Source organism: Micromonospora sp. NPDC051006 (assembly GCF_044456245.1).
Classification (GTDB): domain Bacteria; phylum Actinomycetota; class Actinomycetes; order Mycobacteriales; family Micromonosporaceae; genus Micromonospora.
The window spans coordinates 59,228-75,660 of the sequence record NZ_JBITFP010000006.1 but is presented as its reverse complement, the minus strand read 5'-3'; the positions used below and the strand labels follow the sequence as shown (position 1 = coordinate 75,660).

General features: G+C 69.4%; 8 protein-coding genes. 4 read left to right on the top strand and 4 right to left on the bottom strand.

Annotation, left to right across the window (positions count from 1 at the left end):
* Positions 1 to 143: 143 nt before the first annotated feature.
* Positions 144 to 764 carry a hypothetical protein gene (locus ACIBBA_RS12730; RefSeq protein WP_396696643.1) on the bottom strand — a complete coding sequence of 207 codons (621 nt, stop codon included), beginning with the start codon at positions 762 to 764 and terminating at the stop codon, positions 144 to 146.
* A 748-nt stretch (positions 765 to 1,512) separates the two neighbouring features.
* On the opposite strand from ACIBBA_RS12730, the gene ACIBBA_RS12725 reads away from it, so the two are divergent.
* A complete protein-coding gene (locus ACIBBA_RS12725; protein WP_396696641.1) occupies positions 1,513 to 2,256 on the top strand; it encodes a class I SAM-dependent methyltransferase in 744 nt (247 codons plus the stop codon).
* Between the two features lie 755 nt (positions 2,257 to 3,011).
* Positions 3,012 to 4,115 (top strand): phospho-N-acetylmuramoyl-pentapeptide-transferase, encoded by a 1,104-nt coding sequence (gene mraY / locus ACIBBA_RS12720; RefSeq protein ID WP_396696639.1) that lies wholly within the window; start codon positions 3,012 to 3,014, stop codon positions 4,113 to 4,115.
* A 152-nt stretch (positions 4,116 to 4,267) separates the two neighbouring features.
* Here mraY and ACIBBA_RS12715 read toward each other — a convergent pair whose 3' ends face one another.
* Positions 4,268 to 4,693: a DUF6069 family protein gene (locus ACIBBA_RS12715; RefSeq protein ID WP_396696637.1), complete on the bottom strand. Its 426-nt coding sequence runs from the start codon at positions 4,691 to 4,693 to the stop codon at positions 4,268 to 4,270.
* A 39-nt stretch (positions 4,694 to 4,732) separates the two neighbouring features.
* The gene (locus ACIBBA_RS12710) at positions 4,733 to 6,085 is read right to left on the bottom strand and encodes an FAD-binding oxidoreductase (RefSeq protein WP_396696635.1); all 1,353 of its coding nucleotides are present in this window, start codon (positions 6,083 to 6,085) and stop codon (positions 4,733 to 4,735) included.
* Positions 6,086 to 6,132: 47 nt separating this feature from the next.
* Here ACIBBA_RS12710 and ACIBBA_RS12705 point away from each other — a divergent pair, with 47 nt between their 5' ends.
* The gene (locus ACIBBA_RS12705) at positions 6,133 to 7,557 is read left to right on the top strand and encodes a PLP-dependent aminotransferase family protein (protein WP_396696633.1); all 1,425 of its coding nucleotides are present in this window, start codon (positions 6,133 to 6,135) and stop codon (positions 7,555 to 7,557) included.
* Between the two features lie 245 nt (positions 7,558 to 7,802).
* Here ACIBBA_RS12705 and ACIBBA_RS12700 read toward each other — a convergent pair whose 3' ends face one another.
* The gene (locus tag ACIBBA_RS12700; protein ID WP_396696631.1) at positions 7,803 to 8,003 is read right to left on the bottom strand and encodes a hypothetical protein; all 201 of its coding nucleotides are present in this window, start codon (positions 8,001 to 8,003) and stop codon (positions 7,803 to 7,805) included.
* A gap of 45 nt (positions 8,004 to 8,048) precedes the next feature.
* Between ACIBBA_RS12700 and ACIBBA_RS12695 the strand changes: the two genes are divergently transcribed.
* A complete protein-coding gene (locus ACIBBA_RS12695; protein WP_396696629.1) occupies positions 8,049 to 16,430 on the top strand; it encodes an RHS repeat-associated core domain-containing protein in 8,382 nt (2,793 codons plus the stop codon).
* Positions 16,431 to 16,433: the final 3 nt, after the last annotated feature.

Sequence of the window (16,433 nt, the reverse complement as noted above, 5' to 3'; positions counted from 1 at the left end):
CTCGTAGCGCGATTTCCTCGCCATAGAGGAGTCAAGCAAGAGGCGTCGAGCAGCGACGAACTGACATGCCGCCGACCGTGCATCATCAAGGCGTCACCGAGGAGCGCACAAACGGCTCTGTCTCGCGTCCATATGACAGAGCCTCAATTCAGCAGGCGCTGGGCCCAGTAGACCTGGCCGTCCGGTCCGACGCTTATCAAGGCGACCAGCAGGTCGCTGACCGCAGCCGGAGCGGTGGCGACGGCCTGCTCGGGTGGCGTTTCCGGACGCTGCGGGTGCAGCACGAGGACGAAGGTCACCGGTGACGCGTCGACCGAGGACACCGTGACGGCACTACCGGCGGCCCAGAACGACCCGTCGACCTCGCGCGCACCGATGCCCTGTAGCCAGCGATAGCGCTCCTCGGCACGGTCCAGGGCCCCGTCCGAGCCGGCTCCGACATCGTCCGGCCGCGACGACGTCACGGTGATGAAGCCAGGCATACGGTGGGTGCGCTTGTCCAGCACGACGATCCGGAACGAGCCGCCAACCTTTGGATCGGGGGGACGCTCCCAGGCCACTCGGCCGAGGAAGATCTGGTCGCCATCGCCGGCCTGCTCCACGTCTCTCGGGCTGAACGCGGCGTCCGCGGTGGTCTGGTCGACCAGCTCCAGAGTCGCGGTCGCGGCCAACACCTCCGGCCCGTACGGCGGCAGATTGCGCCACCACCGCCAGCCGGCCAGACCGCCTACCCCGACGAGCAACACCACCACGCCGATGATCAACCCTGCCCGTTGCCTCATCCGTGGCAGTACAGCACATCACCACCATCGATCGGTGCGTCCGCAGGCTCGCGCTGTCACAGTGCAGCCACTTGCGAACTACCCAGATGGAAGCCGTCACGCCCCGTGGCCCCCCGTGCCTGCCAGCGTCCGGAACTGCCGATGAGCGGATACCTGATCTTGGTTCCAGTATCGGTGTGCCATGACTGAGGTGGCGCCCTGTTGCGTGGAGCCGAGACCCGCGCGGGCTGATACCGCCCCGGGCTGATCGTGTGGCAATCACCAGAACTCGTATACCCGCTCGCGTTCTTCGATTTGCATCTACGCCACCGGGGACACCTGCTGGACGGCCCGAACCCGGCATTCCCGGAAGTGCAATTCATTCCCTGACACGCCGTCGACCGGCTCGAATGACGCCGCCCGCAGCAGCCAATACCGCCGACACCGCAACCCGTTGCGGTGTCGCCGCCCTCGTGGATGATCCCGCAGCACCCCGCCGACCCGGCGCGGTGAGCTGCCCGCACTGGTGTGGGCACCGGCGGCGCGGGGGCGATGCCTGATGACGGAAGCCCCGCGTGTGGGGACGACCTGGATGTGCTGGGTGGGCAGGGACAGCCGAGCGAAGGCCCCGGGCGTGAAGGCCGGCATGCCCGGCGGTCCTCGCTCAGATCGGCCGATCGGAGCCTGTGGTATCCGACACTGGCCATCGCGTAGAAGGCGCCCCGCGGGCTCGGGCAGGTACCTTTGTCCGGTGTTTTCGCCTCAGGGTCCGTCTCTGCGTGAACTCTGCATCCAGGCGATGTCCTCGGTCGAGCGCGGCTATGACCTGCTAGCTCCGAAGTTTGACCACACGCCCTTTCGCACGCCGGATAGCTATCTCGGCGCGACCGCCGACGCGCTGTCCAAACTCGGGCCGTTCGAGCAAGGGCTGGACGTGTGCTGCGGTACCGGCGCGGGCATGGTGGTTCTCAGGTCTGTCTGCCAAGGAGGCATGACGGGCGTGGACTTCAGCGCTGGCATGCTCGCGCAGGCGCGCAGCGCTCACCCGGACGCCACGTGGGTCCGGGCCGACGCTCGGGCCCTGCCATTCACTGAGTACTTCGACCTCGCCGTCAGCTTCGGAGCGCTCGGGCACTTCCTGCCCACCGACCGACCGGCGCTCTTCGAGGGGGTGTACCGCGCGCTGCGGCCCGGCGGGCTCTTCGCCTTGCCGATCGGCGCACCGCCGCCCCCGGCCTCGGTCTCGCACTTGGCCACGCTCGGATTCGACCTGGCTATGCGGGTACGCAATGCCCTGTGGCGACCGCCGTTCGTCATGTACTACCGCACCAGCCCGCTGCCCGCAGTCCGCGAAGACCTGACAGCGGCTGGCTTTACCGTGACGGCCGTCGCCTTGACCGTCCTGGGCCGGCGCCGGGACGGCAGCTCACGGTGCACGCTGATCCTCGCGCGTAAGCCGGCAGACCTCACGGATGCCCACTCGCGGACCATGTAGCCGCCTGTGGTCCGGGATGCGTCACGTCCACCTAACCGACGGCCGTCCGGATCAACAGACAGCCGTCCATCTCGATGAAGCGGGTGCGTGAGCGCGCTTTCCAATCGGGCGATGCGGCTTCGTTAGTCAGCGCTGGTGCCAACCATGGCACTGGGCTGGCAGCTCACGATCGGTCGGCGGTCCGCGGTCCGCGGCGTGGTGCCGGGTCGGGGGAAGCAGATTGGAGCAGCCAGGTGCCCTGAACGGCCTTGAACTGCGTCCAACGGCATCGGACTGGACTCAACCGCAACCATCCCTGCCTGCGGCTGTAGGTTCCCGCAGGTCAGAGTCGGTGCAGCGCCCTGTTCACACGGGCTGCGCAACGAATTTGACCAGACGGCAACTGCGGTCTATCTGGCCTGGTGGGGGAGTGGGAGTGCGAGCAGGTCAGGGCCGTGACCACTGATGCCGCAGTTGGGCCTTACGTTGGGAGCAGACTGGGTGCAGGTTTGGCTATCTCCGCCGCTTCGGACACAAGTTGAACGTCGGGCCTGGCGCTGCAAGACCGGTGCGGATTTCGTGTGGGCGAGTTGCGAACCACGGCGCTGTGAGGTCCAGTGCTGTTCCGCTAGCCGTCGGATGGCAAGCTCGTGTCTCGTGATCGATGATGTCGCTAGTGACTATCTGCAGGGCCAGCTCGGGTCGATACGTCAGGCGGTGATCTGGAGGCTCGGTGGGGACGCCGTGAGAGATCCGGATCTCGTGGAGGTTCGCCCGTGAGGGCGGTGATCGTCGCGGCCGCGGTCGCGTTCATCATCTCCTTGTTCGGCACGCCGGTGGCGATTCGCGTCTTCACCGCGCTCAAGGCCGGGCAGCCGATCCGATCCATCGGGCTCGCCAGCAACCAGGGCAAGAAGGGCACGCCCACGATGGGCGGCGTCGTGTTCATCGTGGCGACCGTGCTCGCGTACGTGGCCGGGCATATCGCCCTGACCACCCTGCCTGAGCGGCAGATCGCGCAGGAGGGGCCGACCATGACGGCCCTGGTGCTGCTCGGGCTGTTCGTCTTCTGCGGCGCGGTCGGCTTCTTCGACGACTTCCTCAAGGTTCGCCGGCGCAACTCCGACGGACTGTCCGCCAAAGGCAAGCTGCTCGGCCAGGCGATCGTCGGCGGCGGATTCGGCGTCGCCGCGCTCTACGTGCCGAGCACCGGCGGCCAGACCGTGGCCAGCGAGCACATCTCGCTCATCCGCGACATCAGCTGGCTGAACGTCGGCAAGGTCGGCGCGGTGATCGTGATCGTCTTCGTGATCATGGCGATGTCGAACGGCGTGAACCTCACCGACGGCCTCGACGGCCTGGCCACCGGCGCGTCGATCCTGGTGCTCGGCGCGTACGCGCTGATCGGCTTCTGGCAATACCGGCACTGGTGCGCCGACGACGCGTACGACCGCGTGAACGAGTACTGCTACCAGGTCCGGGATCCCCTGGAGATCGCCATGATCGCGGCGGCGGCGGCCGGGGCCTGCGTGGGTTTCCTGTGGTGGAACACGTCCCCGGCGCGGATCTTCATGGGTGACGTGGGCTCGCTCGGGCTCGGCGCCCTGATCGGCGGGCTCGCGGTGGCAACCCGCACGACGCTGCTCTCGGTCATGATCGGCGGGCTCTTCGTCATCATCACGACGACCTGGGTGATCCAGATCGTCTCGTTCCGGACCACCGGTAGACGTGTCTTCCGGATGGTGCCGTTGCACCACCACTTCGAGTTGGCCGGCTGGAGCGAGGTCAATATCGTGGTCCGCTTCTGGATCGTGGCCGGTGTCTGCGTGGCGGTCGGCCTGGGCCTGTTCTACTCGGATTTCTTGGCGGTCGTTGGATAAAAGCCACGCGACCTCTTCGGCGGACCCAAAGATGCCAGCGTTCGTAGCTTCCGGTGTCGAGTGGGCGACGTCCGTACATGCCGAGATGGGGATGCCTATCCGCCAAGCCGGCCTCGCTCCACACTCACGCGGGGTGCCGTGACGAACGATCGTCAGATTGCCAGCCGGCGGGCGATGGCAGGGATCACGATTGCGGCGGCGATCAGGTGTGCGAGCACGAGCGTGCACTCGGTGGCGAGATTGGCGTCGACCAGGAACGGTGGTACGAGCGACAGCGCGGTGAGTGCCACTGCGGTGCGGAGCCAGGTGCGTGCCGGCTGGGACGCCCAACGGCGGATCGCCAAGGCGATAAGGATGCCCACAACGCCGAGGGTGAACGTGAGCTGCGTGAACCCGACCAGCGGAATCGACTCGCCGCCTTCGGGTAGCTCGAAATCGACACCGACGGCCATGGCGATGGCCACGACGGCCGTCACGGCGACGGCGGCGGCAGCCGCTGCGGCCAGGCCTGGCAGGAACAGCCGGCTGCGCTGCTGGCTGTGGGTGCTGAGCTGAACGTCGGGGCCGGTGAAGGTCATGAGCATCCTTCCCATCTGTCGGTATCTCTCGGTGCCGGCTTAGGCGTGGCTGGGCCGGATGTTGTGGTTGAGGTGGAAGATGTTCTGCGGATCCCAGACGGTCTTGAGGGCGGTCAGCCTGGCGAGCTTGGCGGCCGGGTATGCACGGCGTAGCCCGCGTTGCCCTTCGTCGGCGGCGAGCGAGTTGACGTAGACGCCGTCGGCGTACGGGTCGAGCGCGGCTCCGGCAGTGCGAGCCGCTGCCATCCGGAGGTCGTCTTCGGATGGCTCGGTCCAGCGGGAGCCGGCGCTGTACTCGAACGTGGTGCCGCGGTGGCTGAACGCAGCGTCGGCGTCCGCGACGTCGGCGATGGCGCCGCCGTGCGCCTGCAGGCCGACGCCGGGCAGGTCAGTGCCGGCGTGCAGGTCCGACGCGCCGCGCAGCAGGAACGCCTCTATCGCGGCGGTGGGGAACTGCCGCAGGTAGTGCGCGCTGGAGTACCGGCGGTAGGCGTGGCCGCCGGTGGTGTCGTCGCGTTGCTGGAGTTCGAGGTACGACTGCGTGTTGACCCGCTCGGCGACGGGGCGCCCGAGCGCGCGCATCGCCGGCAGCAACCGGCGACCCTGTGCCGGGTCGCCGACCCAAACGAAGCCGACGGTGGCGGTCGGGCCGATGGCCGTGCTGCGGACATCGGCGGTGAAGGTCGCCTGCCGCGGTGCGACGGCGTTCAGGTCCCGCCAGCCTTCGAGCACCGGCACGGCGTCCTCGGCGCGGAAGTCGAACTCGGCGACCAGGGTCTGCGTTCCGGTGCGATGCAGTTGGAAGTCGAAGGCGGTGACGATGCCGAAGTTGCCGCCCCCGCCGCGCAGGCCCCAGTAGAGGTCGGGGTTCTCGGTTCGGCTCGCGGTCACAACCTCGCCGTCGGCGGTGACGAGCGTGTAGGAAACGACGTTGTCGCAGGCCAACCCGTGTTGGCGGGCGAGCCAGCCCATGCCGCCGCCAAGGGTCAGGCCGCCGACCCCGGTGTGCGAGACGTTACCCGCGGTCGTGGCGAGGCCGTAAGGCTGCGAGGCCCGGTCGAGCGCGCCGAGCAGCGCGCCGCCCTGGACCCGGGCGCGCCGCCGGATCGGGTCGACCCGAACGCCGTTCAACGGGGTCAGGTCGATCATCAGGCCGTCCGCGGGGACGGCGAGGCCGGCCCCGTTGTGCCCGCCGCAGCGCACCCCGATCTCCAGGTCGAGCTCGCGGGCCAGGCGCACCGCGCTCACCACGTCGGTGACACTCGCGGCCCGCACGATCATCCGCGGGCGGCGGTCGATCATGGCGTTCCAGACGGTGCGGGCCGCGTCGTAACCCGGGTCGCCCGGGATGAGGAGGCGGCCGTCGAAGCGAGCGCTAGTCACTGTCGTCATACGTCTGATCCTGACGGAAATCGGTACACCCGGTAAGGTCCGATTGCATGGGCCGAACCAGGACCAATTCAAGCACGGCAGAGGACCTGCTCATCGATGTCGACCGGTCCGCGGCCGAACCGCTGCACCGGCAGATCGCCGCCTCGATCCGGGGCAGCATTCGGGCCGGCCGGTTGCGTCTCGGGACGTCCCTGCCACCCACCCGCACCATCGCAGCCGATCTGGGAGTGTCGCGCGGCGTCGTGGTCGAGGCCTACCAGCAACTCGTCGCCGAGGGCTACCTCACCAGTCGGGCTGGCGGCTACACCCAGGTTGCGGTCGAGCCGGTTCCGCCGCCAGCGGATCGCCGCGCCAGGGATCGGCCGGCGGCCCGGATCGACTTCGGGTATGGCCGCACCGACGTGTCGTCGTTCCCCCGGGCCGCCTGGCTGCGTTCGGTGCGCACGGTCCTCACCACCACGCCGAACGAGCGCTTCGCCTACCTCGACGGGCGTGGCGTGCCAGAACTGCATGCGGCCCTGACCGACTACCTCAACCGGGTCCGCGGCACGTCGGCCCGCCCGGAGAACGTCGTGATCTGCAGCGGCTACGGCCAGGGCGTCGCGCTGCTGATCCAGGTGCTCGCGGCGCGCGGCGCCCGCCGGCTGGCCGTCGAGGACCCATCCGCGGACGACGACGCCCGCCTCGTCGCGGCCGCCGCCGGCCTGGAGGTGATCGGCGTCCCGGTCGGGCCGGACGGCATTCTCGTCGAGAAGCTCGAACAGACCGACGCGGAGGCCGTCGTCCTGACGCCCTCGCACCAGTGGCCCACCGGCGGGGTCCTGTCGGCCTGCGCGCGGGCGCGGGTGATCGGCTGGGCGCAGCGTCGACGTGCCGTGGTGATCGAGGACGACTACGACGCGGAGTACCGCTACGACCGCTCGCCCGTCGGCGCCATGCAGGGGTTGGCGCCCGACACCGTCGTGTACTGCGGCACCGCGAGCAAGACCCTGGCGCCAGGGCTGCGCCTCGGCTGGCTGCTGGCGCCGTCACACCTGGTCGACGAAATCGCGGCGGCCAAGGTTCTGGCCGACCGCGGCTCTCCCGTCATCGACCAACTGACCTTCGCCGACTTCCTCACCCGCGGCGAGTTCGACCGGCACCTGCGGCGCATGCGCCCGGTCTACCGCCGCCGCCGCGACGCACTCCTGGCCGCGCTGCGCACACGGCTGCCCGAACTGGAGCCGGTCGGTGTCGCGGCGGGCCAACACGTCGTAACCTGGCTCCCGCACGACCTCGACGAGGCCGCGGTCGTGGCTGCCGCCGCCCGCCAGGGACTCGTCGTGCAAGGCGTCTCCCGGTACCGCCTCAGCCCCGCCCGACCCGGCGGGCTGATCTTCGGCTACGCCACCCTCACCGAACGCGCCATCACAGAAGGAGTGCAAGCCCTTGCCGACGCGGTCGCAGAGGTCCGTGCACCAATCTGCCGCTGATCAGGCGGCGTTGGCGGATCGACCTGCAGGACGCGCGCGGCTTTGTCGTTGTGAGTGCGCAAGGGCGGCGGAGGGTGTTCCACCCGGATCGTTACGGCGAGACGTTAGAGACCGATGGTGGTAGCCCGTAGATGCCGGTTGCAGCCATGGGGGCGTCGTTGACGGCGCTCGGGTCGATGCTCCAGCGACTGCCCATCGCCATCGCGTCCGATTCGAACGGTGTCGTGTCGTACCAGGCTGTCCACTCATCGTCCGACCAGTGCTCCCACCCTGGCGGCGCAGAAACTCCATCGCATCCATGCCGTCCGGGACTGGTACAGCTCGACGTGAAGGGCATAAGCGGCGAAGGTGCCCTCGATGAGGGCGACGTCGGCGGGATCGTCCTCGACCAGCAGCACCCGTAACGGCGTGGTTCGGCTGCGATCGGCGCTTCCGGCGTCGTCCACAGGTGAAGGCTGCTGCCTCTTCCGGGCGCCCGGGAAGCGCCTCGCGTGCCGCGCCGGGGGGCCGGGAGCCTGTGCCGGCCAGGCCAGACTTGCGCATCAGGTAAAGCGGGCCGGCATCGCGTCGGTGTTGTTCGGGCTGACGCGGAACCCGCTCCACATGTCGGCCGAACACTGGCGAGCTATCTAGGGGATATGCGTGCTTCCTGCCTTGTTGTTCCGGATAACGTGACTATGCCCGGTTCGGATTTGCGCCGTGCTGCGCGGCGGCGGCGTGCGGGCGGGTGTGCTGTGGTGAAAGGGGTGGGTGCGGTGGGCGTCGCGCAGGCAGCGGCCGTGCCAGGAGTGCGCGCGTCGCAGTTGCTGCTTGGTGGCGACGTCGCGGACGTGGTGAATATGTTCCGCGGGGAGGTGAACCTGCCGGTTGACCTGCTCTCGCTGACCGGCCGCGGCGGCTTGGACGTCACCGTGACCGCTTTCTACGGCAGCGGCGTGCACGAGTCCGTCGAACGTTCTAACCTCACTGTGCCCACGGGCGTGCTCGGCGTGGGTTGGTCGCTGCCGTATGAGCGGATCGTTGTGGAGTCGCAGACCAGCGGCACGACGGTCGACGACGTGTACTACTTGATCAGCGGTGGTGCGGCCCGACGGCTCGTGCCGGTGGGCGTCGATGGGCGGGCGCGGCTGTTCCAGCTTCTCGACCAGCCATTCTGGCAGATCACCTATCACCCCGACCCGATATCGCCGGAGTCGGAGTGCTGGAGTGTCGTGCGGGAAGACGGCAGCACCTACACCTATGGGCTCAGCGCTATTCAGCGCGGGGTCAGGTGGGGCAACTGGATCGGCCCGTCCACCCTCGCGGGCGGTGTGAGCTTTCCCGTGGCGTGGAATTTGCTGCGCATCCGCTCACTCGCGGGCGACATCGTGTCGTTCGCGTACGAGGTCGACGACGTGCTGATCGGGCCCACCGTCCAGGCGCGGTCCACCCGCTCATGCCGCCTACGCCAGATCACCGACGTGTTCGGGCAGACTGTCGAGTTCTGCTACCTGCCGAAGGAACCGTGCGAGACACCACCCGCGCACGTTCCGCCGCCCGGAGCGGGCAACGCCTACCAGTTCCACGTAGAAGACCACTACCTCGACCGGGTCGTCGTCCGTGACACTGCTGGTGGCACCATCCTGACCACCTGGTTGCGCTACGTGTTGCGCAACGTGTCCCGGCACCCAAACGACAACCAGTACCTGAAGCGGTACCTGGTCGCGGTCGGGCAGGAGGTAGCCGGCGGTGGGGTCCTGCCCGAGTTGGAGTTCGACTACCACGGCCCCGACAACCCGAATCCAGGGGCGTTGCAGACCGCGCGCACGCCCCTGGGCGGGCGGTCCACCTACGAGTACCGCGCCGAGGAGTTACCCAACACCGCGCTGCGGGTCGCGATCACGCGCCCCGCAGCCGGCGGCACACCCCGGATTTGGCACGGGCCGGGTTACACGGTGGTGACCTGGCAGAACAGCGATACGGGTCAGGTCACGACCGACGTGTACTCGTGGAACGGTAGTTGGGTCGGCCAGCAGGAGACGCGTGGCTGGGCGGCGTCGCCGGGGACTCTGCGGGTGCTTACCACCGACGGTTTCTTCGCGATCTGGTACCGGGATGCACGCAGTGCCGAGTATCGGGTGCATCTGATTCGCGCGGAGCAGTTCCGCTTCGGCGAGTGGGGACGGGACACGTACCCGATCACGCTCGACCGCCCGATGACCGAGCCGGAGGTGAGCCTCGGCGGCGGTTTCGTCGCCGTCGCGGACGCCGCGGCGGGACAGTTGAAGATTGTCAGCTGGGACCTGGTCGAACGGCGCTGGGTGGAGCACGGCTTCGAACTGGGCGCGGTGATGCGCGTCGCGCTGGCCGCCGGTCCGAATCACTGCGTCGTGGCCATCTACACGGGCTCGAGCCGGACGTTGAGCGTCATGATCTATCACGGCGACGACGAGGGGCGTTGGCGTCGCGCGGACACCGTCAGCGAGACCGTCGACGTCGATTGGTCGGCCACCCGCAGCGACGGTCTCCTCGCCACGGGCGCGTCGTTCGCCGTGCTCGGCTTCGTCGCCGCCCTGGACCGGACCAGCGGGACCGTCCGATACGCCACCCGGCTGCTCACCTGGTCCACCGCGTACCGGTTCGGGCAGGTGTTGAAGGCCGACGGCAGTCAACCGCTGGACGCCCTCAACCCGGTGGGCTACGCGGCGGTCAACGGGTCAACGGCGGCCAACGGCGAGCACCTCTTCCGCTTCGACGGCTCCCGCTGGCAGCAGGTGACCGCCGTCCGGCCTACCGTCGGTCCGCGATACAGCTACCGATACGCCGCCGACATCGCGTATGCCATCACCGCCCCAAACGCCGGCCCGTGGTCGGCCGAGCTGTTCGAGTACGACCCCTATCGCAATACCTGGGCCACACCGACCAGGGTCACCGGCAGTAGTCCGGGGCTGCCGACGCTTGCCGAGGGCTACCGCACGGTGGGCCGCGAGCTGCTGTGGCGTACTCCCGAAGGCGCGTGGCTCACGGTTTACACCCTGCCGGCCGAGGCGGACCTGACCACACTGACGAACGCCGCCCCGAGCTACCTGACCTATCAGGAACGCAGTGGCGCAACGCACCTGGTGACGCTCGTCGACGCGGCGGTGCGGGATTCGGTCACGCTGCCCGGCGAGCGGGTGGTGGTTCCCGATCCGCAGCCCGGGCAGATCCTCACCGGACCGGACACGATTGTCACCTACCGTGGCCCCGACTTCGACGGGGCCACCAGCCTCGCTCTGTACCGGGTCGTCGGTGGGCGAACCGCCACCCGGCTGGTGGCCTACCCGGTAGTCCGCGTCGGCACCGACAGCGGATACCAGACCCAGCACACGACGCTCGGCTACGACCTCGGCACCGCCACCTACGACCCGTACGGACTGGTCACCCAGTTTGTGACCGTCCGTGCCACGCCCGGCGATGGCGGTGAAGGCTGCGTCGAGCGGGTGTTCTTCAACGGGCTCAGTCCCCGCGTGCCGGGCGTGGTCTACCCGGTCTCCGACGAGTACAGCAACGCTCGGGCGTACTTCAGCGCTCTCAACGGGCAGCTGTACCGCACCCGCGGCTTCGACGCCGACGGCCGTCAGGTCAGCGAGAGTGTCACCTTTCCCTATACCTGGCCCGGGCGGGACACCGACCGGCGTATCGCCGGCGCCTACACCCGGGTGCGCAAGCAGACGCAGGCGCTGTCGGGGGAGCTGTTCACGTCGGACGTGGACGGCACCGACCTCTCCCGGGAGGCGATGCCCCGAGCCCTGAGCGCGGCGTTCGCCGCGCACGGGCTGCCGCTGGCCGAACCGGTGACCGTTGCCGAGGACCGGCCCGGCCCACGCTGGCGTCTCACCGATGCCGCCGGCGCCGAATACCAGGTGCACGCGGACGGGACACGGCTCACGGTGTATGGGTGGCTGACCGACACCACCGAGTACGAGTACAACGAGCACGGGCAGTTGTGCCGCGAGCTCGGCGAGAACATCGACGACCAGGGGGTGCGGCGGCGGCTGCGCGGCGATACCGTGTACGCCTGGCAGACCTACCCGGGCCTGCGCGAGCGCAACTGCCTCGTCCCCATTAGCCAGGTGACCGCCGTCGACGTCACGGCGGACGTGGTCACCGCCAGCGAGGTCACCACCTACTCCGAGGCGTGGGGTCCCTGGGCAGCGGCACGCAGCTACCAGTGGCTGGGCGTAAACGAGCCGACCTTCCCAGGATGGGCGTCCGAGGCGGATCCCGGGCCGGGCTGGCTGTGTGCCCGACAAGTCGTCGACGTCACCGAACGGGCCCAGCCCTTGACGGCGCTCGACGCCAGCGGCCACATCGCCGCGGCCATCTACGACCGCGAGCACCGTTTCGGGGTCGCCACGACAGCGAACGCGGACCCTCGCGCGGGCGAAGCATGCTGGTACGGCTTTGAGGAGTACGAGGACGACAGTGGTTGGACCCTCGTTCCCGCCGACGCGGACCCGGGCGACTACATCACGGAGGGACCGGCGCATTCCGGATCTCGACGCCTCGCCGTACCCGGTGACCCTGACTGCGCCATCGGTATCACCAACGAGTTCACCCCGGCCCGCGGTGATCGGCCCTACCAGCTGACGTGTTGGGTCTGCACCCAGCCGGGATTTGTCAGCGATCCGGACCTTTCGGCCTGGCGGACGGTCGTCCGCGACGAGCAGGGCGATACGGCCGAGGTCGTGGTGCCCATCCCCGCGACCGACGGCCGGTGGCGCTGGCTGCACCAGTTGATCGACTCACGGGAACTCGGCCTGGGAGCGATCGCGTCGGTGGCGCCGACGCTGACGAGCCGGCAGGACCGGCGGTGGCTCCTCGTCGACGACATCGCCTTCGCGCCGGTGTCGGCCAGCCTGCGCGCCTCGGTGTACTCCCCGGACGGTCAGGAACTTCGCGCCACCGTGGACATGTTGGGCGGCACCCGCCGCGTCGGCTACGACCTGTTGAGCCGGCCGGTGGTGGACGTCGGCCTCGACGAGCAGCCATTGTCCGTCACCGTCGAGCACTTCTGGCGGTGCCGTCAGGGCACCTTCGACCCTACTCGGCCGAACGCGACCCTGGCCGCGGCGTTGCGCGGGTCCGGCAGCTTCACCGACTTCCGGCAGGGCGAGCAGTGGCGAACGCACTGGTGCGCGGACGCGGGCTGGAAGCAGCAGCCCGGCCTGCTGTGTCATGACGGGGACGACACCGCCCGGCTCACGCTCGCCGAGACACCCAAGGGCAGCTACCTGCTACGTCTTGCCCTGGCCGCCAACCCGCCCGCGCGGCAGGCGCTGCGCGTGGCCGCGGGGCAGTGGTGTATCCGCTGGTCCGACGGCTGCTGGACCCTGCGTCAGGCAACGGACGAGCCGGTGGTCTCGGCGGCGGGCGCCGCTGGCACAGACTTGCTGCTCATCGTGTGGCCGCACCGCCTGCTGTGGTACGTCGACGGCGACCTCGTGCTGCAGCACGTCGACTCCGGCGGTTTCGCCGGGCCGGTGGCCTTCGCCACCGACGGCCCGCTGGCGCTGCGCTGGATCGCGTTCGGCGCCGATCCGGTCGTCGCGATCACCTTCAGTGACAACGCCGGACGGCCCCGACAGCTGCACCGCGTCGACGATACCCGGGTGCGGGCGTCAGCTAGCGGCTACGACGCCGCCGGCCGACCGGCGGTCGCCACCAAAGCCGTAGAGGTAACCGGCGAACCAATCGGCTACCGACCTGATTTGACCACCGAACTGGATCCCGATAGTGGGGCCATGGGCGTCTGCGAGCTGACCCGCGCCTACCCTGCCGACGACGGATACCCGTTCTCCCGGACCCTCTTCGAATCTTCGCCGCTGGGGCGCCCCGTCGAGTCCGGACGGCCGGGACGAGCCTTCGCCGTCGTCGAGTCGACCCCGGTCGGTCAGCGGCACACCGCGCGGACCGACTATCGGGTCAATACGCGTCAGCCGCTCCTGACGAACCTGCCCGCGGGCCAGTATCCCCTGGAGGTCAGCACCGACCCCGACGGCCGGGTGACGCGGATTTGGCGCGACCGGCTGAACCGGGTCGTCGCCGCCGCGCAGGGCGACCTGGCCGGCGAGCCGGGAGCCTTCACGCTGGTGCGTAACTACTACGACGCCTACGGCAACCTCGTGCGGCGGGACCAGCCGAACCTCACCGACACCACGGTGCCCGACCGCGAGCGGTTCACCGAGCGGACCGAGTACGACTTCGTCGGCAATCCCGTGTCCATCACGGCGCCTGACCTCGAGGGCAGCGTTGAGCACGTCTATGACACGCTCGGGCGGCTGCGGTTCAGCCAGGGCCCGCAGGCCGCAACCGACGGCTACCTCTGCTACCGGCGGTACGACGCGCTGAGCCGCCTGACGGAGCAGGGCACCTGCGACACGGCGTGGAACCGAGACGAGCTGCAGAGCCACGCCGACGACGCCGCCTGGCTGCCGGCCGCCGGCATCTGGCTGACCCGGTTCCGCTACGACGGCGACGGAACCGATCCGCTGGTCTACGGCCGGCTGTGGCAGACCCTAACCGGCCCGGCAGTTGATGACGACACGCCGCTAACCCGCAGCACCTACGCCTACGACCGGCGAGGCCTGGTCACCTCACGGACAACCCGCGTGAGCGCCTACAACGACAGCGAACCACACACCCTCGCGTTTGAACATGACACGACCGGAGCGCTCACCGCCATCACCTACGATGCGCAACTCGACGCGGATGCCTTCACTGCCCGCCTCACCGCGGACGGTTTCACCGACCTCGTCAATGTCGCTGGCGAGCACCGCGGCTCTCGCACCGAGCTGGCGAGATTCCGCTACACCCCCGACGGGGCTCTGGCCACTGAGATGCTCGCGCCCGGCGGCTCGGCAGAGCTGACCCGCACCTACCGCTACGCACCGCCTGGATGGTTGGCCAGCGTCGAGGACCGCTACCTGACTGAGACCACCGACTACACAAGCGGCGGGTACGACGGTGGCGGCTACCACGACGGCCGCGCAACCCGCCTCGCAACCCGCTTCACCGGTGTGAACCAGGACGGCTTCCTGCCCGACGTCACCGTTCGATACCGCTACGATCCCTTGGGCAGGCTCGCTGTGGCCGAGTGCAGCGCCGGACCGGCGTTCGGAATGAGCGGGCTGACCTACGACGCGAACGGCAACGTGACCGCCCGCGTCGACGCGGGCCGATCCCAGCGCCTCTGCTACCAGGATGGCACGAACCGGTTGCGCACCGCGGAGGCCGGGGATCAGGGCCCGTTCGGCTACGACCGGGATGGGAACGTCACCGCCGCGCCGCTCATTGACGTGCCGGAGCTGCGCTACGACCCGTGCTCGAGGCTGCCCACCGGCCTGACCGGCGCCGCCGGGCAACTCGACCTCACCCGCGGCGCCGACGGTACCCTGCTCCTGCGCAAAGGCTCCGACGCGCGCCTGCTCTCCGTACCGGGCGCCGGCGCGGCACCGCTGGCGCTGCACCACACCGATGGCTCCGGCGCCCACCGCGTCGGCTACCTGATCCCCGGCCCCGGCGGATCCGTCGGGGTCTGGTCGCCGCAGGGCATCACGTACGTGCTGCGGGGGCGCCTCGGCTCCACCCGAGCCCTCTACGACGGCAGTGGGCTCATCGGCGCGTTCAACTACCTGCCCAACGGCGGATTTCTCGGCACTCCCGTGGACCGGGGCGCCAGCGCCGTTTATCCGTACCTGTTCGCCGGTGCCGAACGTGACCCGGGCAGTGGCCTCTACCTTTTCCCGCAGCGCCTCTACGACCCGGACACCGGGCGTTTCCTCAGCGTCGACCCCGCCGGACAGTACCCGAGCCCCTACCTGTACGCCGGCGGAGACCCGATCAACGGGTTCGATCCCAGCGGCGGGTTCGCCTTCTCCTGGCCCGCGTTCGGTGCGGTCCTCGGCGGGGTCGCCGCCGCTATCGGCGGGATCGCGCTGACAGTGCTGACCGCTGGCGCTGCCTGGCCGGTCATGGTCGGCGCGACCCTGGCCGGCGGCCTGCTCATCGGCGGTGGACTCGCCAGCGCCGCCTACGGACTGGGCCACGCGAACGCGGAAGGACCGGCGTTCGACAAGACCGAATGGGGCATCTCGGTGGGCCTGGGAGCCGCGTTCGGCCTCGCCGCCGCGGGACTCGGATTCGCCTCGGCGGCCGTCACTACCAGCGTGGTCGCGTCGCTCGGCATCGAAACGTTCATCGGCGCAGGGCTCGGCGCACTCGACGGATTCATCAGCAACGGCGTCCTCAACCAGCAGCAGGGCCGGGACTTCGACGCCGGAGCCGGACTCGCGGCCGGGCTGGGCGCGCTGGGCGGAGCCATCGCCGGCGGCATCGGAGGAGGTCTGGGCCGCGGCCCAATGCTGCGTACGAACCTGACGCTGAGGGCCGGCCGTCAGGCACAGACCGCCGGTCAGGCCAGCAGGGCCTACGTGATCACCTACGACCAGGGCAGCATCTGGCACGCGCAGATCGGCACGCGCGCCCAAGGGGCCGCCACCACCCGGGTGACCGACCTGCAGGCCAACCTGCGCAACGTCAAGGAGACCTTCCGCGGCGGGCAGGAAACCAACGTCGTCACGCGCGAGATGAACTGGGTGCCGGCGAGCAGCAACGAGGTCATCCCGCGGTACGTGCGCGGGATCGACCTACCGGCGGAGAACGTGGCAGCGGCCGAGCGGTTCGCCCAGCGCAGCGCCGAGGCGGACCCCGGCAGGTTCTCCGTGTTCACCAACAACTGCACCACCTACGCCGCCGACGTGCTGCGGGCCGCCGACATCCATCCACCGATGTGGGTCCGTTCCCCCAGCGGCCTGCGGTTGTGGGCTGTGACCATCGGACAGCGACTTTGACAC